Origin of the sequence: Microcoleus sp. B4-C2 (assembly GCF_036705265.1) — a bacterium.
Lineage (GTDB): Bacteria > Cyanobacteriota > Cyanobacteriia > Cyanobacteriales > Microcoleaceae > Microcoleus.
The window spans coordinates 1-5,623 of sequence record NZ_JAUBUB010000175.1 but is presented as its reverse complement, the minus strand read 5'-3'; the positions used below and the strand labels follow the sequence as shown (position 1 = coordinate 5,623).

Below are 5,623 nucleotides of genomic sequence, written 5' to 3'. Positions count from 1 at the left end.
TTACCTGATTGGGACAGCTAATTAAATGCGTATCCCAGTCAAGAAAAAAAGAATTTTTATCAAACCGTCCAGAATTTCTGACCGGCCACGCCTTGCAAAATATCTGTAATTTATCATCCCGTTGTGTCACCCAATGACTGGATAAATAAGCCCGGTCAATATGTAACTCGGCTAGGTGAATATTTTGAAATTTTAAGTCACGTTCTAGGTCAACTGTAGCAGCGGATTCTGGAGTATTGGCGCGTGTCAACGCAACCGCGCAAACTACACCACTCTCTAAATCTTTGAGGACGTGACGTTTATATCCATCTATTTTTTTAGAGCGGCTTTTACGCCCATGCCGCATATCGGGGTCTTCGATAGAAATGCGACGATCTTTGGCGACCCCTTGGCGGAGAGTCGGAACTCCTTGAGAGTCTAAAGTTACATTTTGGGATTCAATGACTCGGGCAACACACAAAGAATCTTGAGCCGCTTCAAAGTCATCACAATTAGCCTGGCTTTGCATCCATTCTTCTACGGAATTTAAGCTATTTAGGAGAATTAAGAGCGCATTTTGACGTTCTACTGGATCATCCCAGTTTAAATCTAAGGCCGTTTTTAAGCTGGAACTATTAACGATGGGTGCACCTGCTTCATGGGCAATTTCTGCTGGCTCCCTCCCCTGCACAGCAGCTATCACACTCACCGCCTTACGCAAAGCATGACCCAATAGATTATATGTATCTTCGACTTTCCCGGCTCCCCATAACGGGGATGAATCTAAAGCCACTTTAAGTTGAGATGAGCCAAATCCACCTTTTTGTTTGGCAATTTCTACGGTGCGGTCAATTAAACGTTGGTCTAGTTCTTTTTTAATTAAGCCCTTTCTGAATCTCACCAAAGTGGCTTTGCTAAAAGGGGGAGTTTCACAATTGAGACAATCAAGAACTAACTGCCAACGTTGATCCATGAGCATTTCTTCAATTACTTCATCATCAGAAATGCCTAAGTAGGCTTGCAGAATAATTGCCAAGGCAATTTGTGCAGGAGGAATTGGGCTCTGACCCACTGTGCTGTCTTTAAAAATTGTAGCAAGTTCTTCTTGAAACTCATCATTAAATATGAATGAACGATTCAATCGAAGAAACGTGAATAACTTGGCTCGTTTAATGCGTTTGACGATCGACGCTTCAGCGTCTGAGAGTTCAACTGGAGGATGCCATAAGGGAGGACGCATAAGGTTTCTTCCTTCTTCCTGATTGTGAGAATTTAACAGGCTTCTCAATTCACATATCATTTCCCGTCTGTTTTGTCAACTCCTGATACTGAACCGACGCCCTAGTTGGTTCGTTGCCGAGTCCGCCAGGGGTTGAAACCCCTGTCTCATAGCGAAAGTCCTCTCAAAGAGGACTGAAGAATTAGTTGATGTGTATCGGTTTCATGCGAATTTTCAGTCGGTTTCAACCGACTTTAGCTATGAGACGGGGGTTTCAACCCCCGGCGGGCTGTGTCACAAAGCAGACAAATTTTCACTCGGTTTCAGGGCGATCGAATTTGAGAGAAATGTGCGATCGGGCAATAAGTTGTTCACCAATAAGTGATTAATGGGAACTCGATTAGTAACATATTTTTTGGGATAGGCAATCGTGTAATAATTCTGCTGCCTATCTTTTTTAACCACAACACAAATCAATCCTTATCCAGTCTGGATTTGGGGCGGGTTGTCACCCTCCCAGCACACTAACCATCCTATTTTTTAATAGTCGCTTGCAAATAAAGCAGCGGGTCTTCAGCAACCCAACCCAAACCCGAATTGTACCGAACTTCAAAATGCAAATGAGATGGCGGAATGTCCCGTTTTCCCGTCATCCCGACAGTTCCCAAAACTTCTCCAGACTGCACTTTTTGACCGACTTTTACCGCAATATCTTTCAAATGAGCGTAGCGCGTTTGCTTCCCCGCTTCATGGTTCACCACCACTAAATTCCCGTAATCCCCCTGCGGCCCGGCAAAGGCGACAGTCCCTTCGCCCGCCGCCAAAACCTGCGTACCCTCCGACGCCAAAAAATCTACGCCGCTGTGGAAAAAAAATTCGCGCCGCGCCGGATGCAATTGCCGCCCGTAACGCAAAGCTTCCACTGCTGGGGCGGGCAGCGGAAATCCTTCCACCGATTGCGTTGCATCGGGATTGATAGAAGGCCCGATCGACCTATTCACCGCTGGCACAAACACCGTTTTCCCCAAAGGCCTGCACCCATTCGCCTCAAATAGCAAATCTGCGGGCACTTTGTAAGCTTCTGCCAGTTTTTGCCAATTCCAGCCCGCAGGCACTTCAACCTCGATGCCACTGTACGGAGGAATGACGATCGCACTTCCCGCAGATACTCCACCTCCCCGCAACATCGGATTTATCCCGATCAGCGCCGCAGGAATCACATTGTACTGCCGCGCGATGCTTTCTATTGTTTCGCCCTGGGCCACAGTGTGGCGGCGCAACCGAGACATAGCCGGACTCGGGCAATCGCGGGCCGGGTCGGGGTTTTCTACAGGTGTACCTAAAGGAAGATTTGCAGGTGGGATCTCGGTATTTGCCGCCGTTTTCTCAACGGGTGCGATCGACCAAATTAGTGCAAAAATCAGCGGAAATAAGCGTTTCAAAGTCATTATGTACATAAAAAAGTATTCCTTTCGGACAGTTGACAATTTTAAAATCCTGTAAAATTGCATATTTGAAAGCTCTAGCCACCCCCCAGAGTGTAAATCCCAGGCTAAGCCAAGTTAGGATGAGAATTATTAGTTTGATTCGCTCTAGGCAAATCCGGCAAAATTGCCTGTAATGCCGATGGGCGCCTGCCTGTTAACAGCTATGTTCTTGAGGAAGCGGTACGCCCCGCCCCGCTTCCTTCCCGTCGCCAAGACAACAATGCTTGATTCGGAACCTGTCTGCGGGGATGAGGTATTTAGCGGGAGTTATTAAATGAGTTTATCTTTTAAGCAAGCGACCCTTTATGTGACTCTGCTGTCAATCGGCGGAGGTATGGGATGGTTGGGAAATCGCTATCTGCAAGGCTCAAACAATCTGGAAACCGGATTGGTTTTGCCAGTAGTACGTCAGCAAATCCCCCCCTATCCCTCTCCTTCAGTTCAGGAAAATCGGGCAGTCGATCGCAGCAATCCCAATTTTATTGCTGAAGCAGCCGAAAAAGTCGGCCCGGCTGTAGTGCGGATTGACGCATCAAGCAAGGTGGCGAATCAAGTGCCGGAAGCTTTCAAAAATCCGTTGTTTCGTCGGTTTTTTGGGGAGAATTTGCCGCAGCCGGAAGAACGAGTCAAGAGAGGTACGGGCTCCGGGTTTATTCTCACTTCTGACGGCCGCATCGTTACTAATGCTCACGTTGTCTCCGGGACGGATACTGTCAAGGTAACGCTCAAAGACGGCCGCGAGTTTGAGGGAAAGGTGCAGGGAGTCGATCCGCTGACGGATGTCGCTGTGGTTAAGATTAATGCTAAGGAACTGCCGCAGGTGACTTTGGGTCGATCGGACAATATTGTACCGGGACAGTGGGCGATCGCGATCGGCAATCCTTTAGGTCTCGACAATACCGTGACTGTGGGCATTATCAGCGCTACGGGTCGATCGAGTTCTCAAGTCGGCATCCCCGACAAGCGAGTCCGCTTCATCCAAACCGACGCCGCCATCAACCCCGGCAATTCTGGTGGCCCCCTGCTCAATGACCAAGGCGAAGTAATTGGCATCAATACCGCCATTCGCGCCGACGCTCAGGGCTTGGGATTTGCAATTCCGATCGAAACCGCCAAACGAATTTCCGATCAGTTATTCGCCAAAGGTAAAGCCGAACATCCCTATCTCGGCATTCAAATGGTCAGCTTGACAGCAGCCACCAAGGCCGAACTCAACAAACAGCTCGATAGTAATAAAATTACCCTCGATCAAGGCGTAGCCGTAGCGCGAGTCGTGGAAAATTCCCCCGCTCAAAAAGCCGACTTGCGTCCCGGAGATGTCATTCTAAAAGTTGACGGAATTGCGGTTAACACTCCCGGTGACGTGCAAGAACGGGTGGAAAACACTGTTGTGGGCAAGGAACTCGAACTGGAAATTAACCGTTTGGGTCAAGTTCAGAACATTAAAGTACGTCCGGGTGCTTTTCCCCTATCGGGTAGCTCGGCCGGTGGGTAATACCATTTTCGATTTTCGATTTTCGATTTTCGATTAAATAATTAAGAATGACTTACTGCATAAGGATTTGGAGCTTATCTGCAGTTGCATTCTTTTTTTAAATTGGTATTAGTTGCAAGGGTGGAGGATGGAAGATGAATCTGATGCTTTATAGTCCTGGAAGCAGTAACCGGGTTTTTTTACCAAAATCCTCGGTGTAGCGCGAGGGATAGCCGGTTAACAGCCCGGTTTCTTAATTCCCTGTGCCTCCATGATTCAGGATTATGGATTTTTCTGAACAACTTTCATCTTTCTTGCTTCCCCAACCCGTTGATTTTTTTACTTGTCTTTGGGTGAGTTTGGTTTAATCGAGCTGGTGCTTGCTAAATTTTCTTCTAGGTGCATCCTTTGCTCCATTTGCCTCAAAAAATAGCCTGTCATCATCGCTGAAGCTAGCAAACCTGCTAAGTTTTCGCGATCGGTGGTAATTTCGACGTTAAAATTTTCGGAAGGCAAAACGCCGACAAGTCCTTGAACGTTATGAGAGATTATTTCTCTGATGTCGGGGCTCACAGACTTGGCGACGCGGGCTAGAACCTCCGGGGATTGGTGTTGGAGGTACTTCAGCAGTGGATTGACTGCGGTTTGTTGGGCATTGGATGTGTCAAAGTCAGGGTGAAAAACCATTTGGCGATTCTTAATTTCTGGCTGGTTACATTCTACTTCAAACTACTCGTCATTGCTTGGGTACAAATTTGCCTGAAAGTCAATTTGCAATTGTTTTGGCAGTTGGTCTACTTGAAAGTACCGATGAAATTTCTCGGTAACTTGTAACCAATATGACCGCCCCTCACTCGGTCGCCGTTTGCGGACGAAACCCATTTCTACAAGTTCCTGCACTTGTTGGTAAGCTCCTGAACCTCGCAAGTTAACTAAATCTGGCTGAGCGATGCCGCCTTTGAGGGCGATCGCAGCCAGCGTCCGCAAAGCTCCCACACCTAATTCTGGAGGTATTAAAGTTTGCATTAAACTGGCAAACTCTTCTCTGAGTTGCAGGCTGTATCCTGTGGGGGTTTCGACGACTTCTAATGCACTGTCGCGGTGGGAGGAGTCAGACATGAGTTCGATGATGGCGTCTTCGGCTTCGGCTCGATCGCACTTGGCAATCTCGGCAATTTCTGCGATCGACACTGGCTGACCTTTTAAGTAAAGTATGGCTTCTATTGTTGTGGCTAAGCGAGTCATTTGGGAATTAGTAATGAGGAATTGGGACGTTGAAAGAAGAAGGAAGAAGCAAGAAAGAAGAAGGACTCAGGAAAACAACTGTTATCCCTCTTTCCGTAACTTCCGTGTCGTGAATAATGAGAGTTAGAAATAAACATTCCCCTTATACCAATTTTATATGAAGTTGCATAGAATAAAGATAGTGTTTAGAGGGCATCAGTGATGACACGCCAACTGATT

General features: G+C 47.3%; 6 protein-coding genes. 1 reads left to right on the top strand and 5 read right to left on the bottom strand.

Annotation, left to right across the window (positions count from 1 at the left end):
- From QUB20_RS28000 to QUB20_RS27990, 3 genes are all read right to left on the bottom strand, one after another.
- A partial coding sequence (locus QUB20_RS28000; protein WP_333291813.1) for a transposase occupies positions 1–1,219 on the bottom strand: 1,219 nt, incomplete at its 3' end.
- Positions 1,220–1,492: 273 nt separating this feature from the next.
- Positions 1,493–1,663: a hypothetical protein gene (locus tag QUB20_RS27995; RefSeq protein ID WP_333250811.1), complete on the bottom strand. Its 171-nt coding sequence runs from the start codon at positions 1,661–1,663 to the stop codon at positions 1,493–1,495.
- Positions 1,664–1,731: 68 nt separating this feature from the next.
- Positions 1,732–2,646, bottom strand: a complete 915-nt coding sequence (locus QUB20_RS27990; protein WP_445299439.1) for a peptidoglycan DD-metalloendopeptidase family protein — start codon at positions 2,644–2,646, stop codon at positions 1,732–1,734.
- Positions 2,647–2,959: 313 nt separating this feature from the next.
- Between QUB20_RS27990 and QUB20_RS27985 the strand changes: the two genes are divergently transcribed.
- Positions 2,960–4,180, top strand: coding sequence for an HhoA/HhoB/HtrA family serine endopeptidase (locus tag QUB20_RS27985; protein WP_333250815.1), 1,221 nt, complete (start codon positions 2,960–2,962; stop codon positions 4,178–4,180).
- Between the two features lie 318 nt (positions 4,181–4,498).
- On the opposite strand, the gene QUB20_RS27980 is transcribed toward QUB20_RS27985, so the two are convergent.
- The gene (locus tag QUB20_RS27980; RefSeq protein WP_015177249.1) at positions 4,499–4,846 is read right to left on the bottom strand and encodes a DUF760 domain-containing protein; all 348 of its coding nucleotides are present in this window, start codon (positions 4,844–4,846) and stop codon (positions 4,499–4,501) included.
- A gap of 42 nt (positions 4,847–4,888) precedes the next feature.
- Complete coding sequence (gene scpB / locus QUB20_RS27975; protein WP_333250817.1) at positions 4,889–5,404, bottom strand: SMC-Scp complex subunit ScpB; 516 nt, start codon at positions 5,402–5,404, stop codon at positions 4,889–4,891.
- Positions 5,405–5,623: the final 219 nt, after the last annotated feature.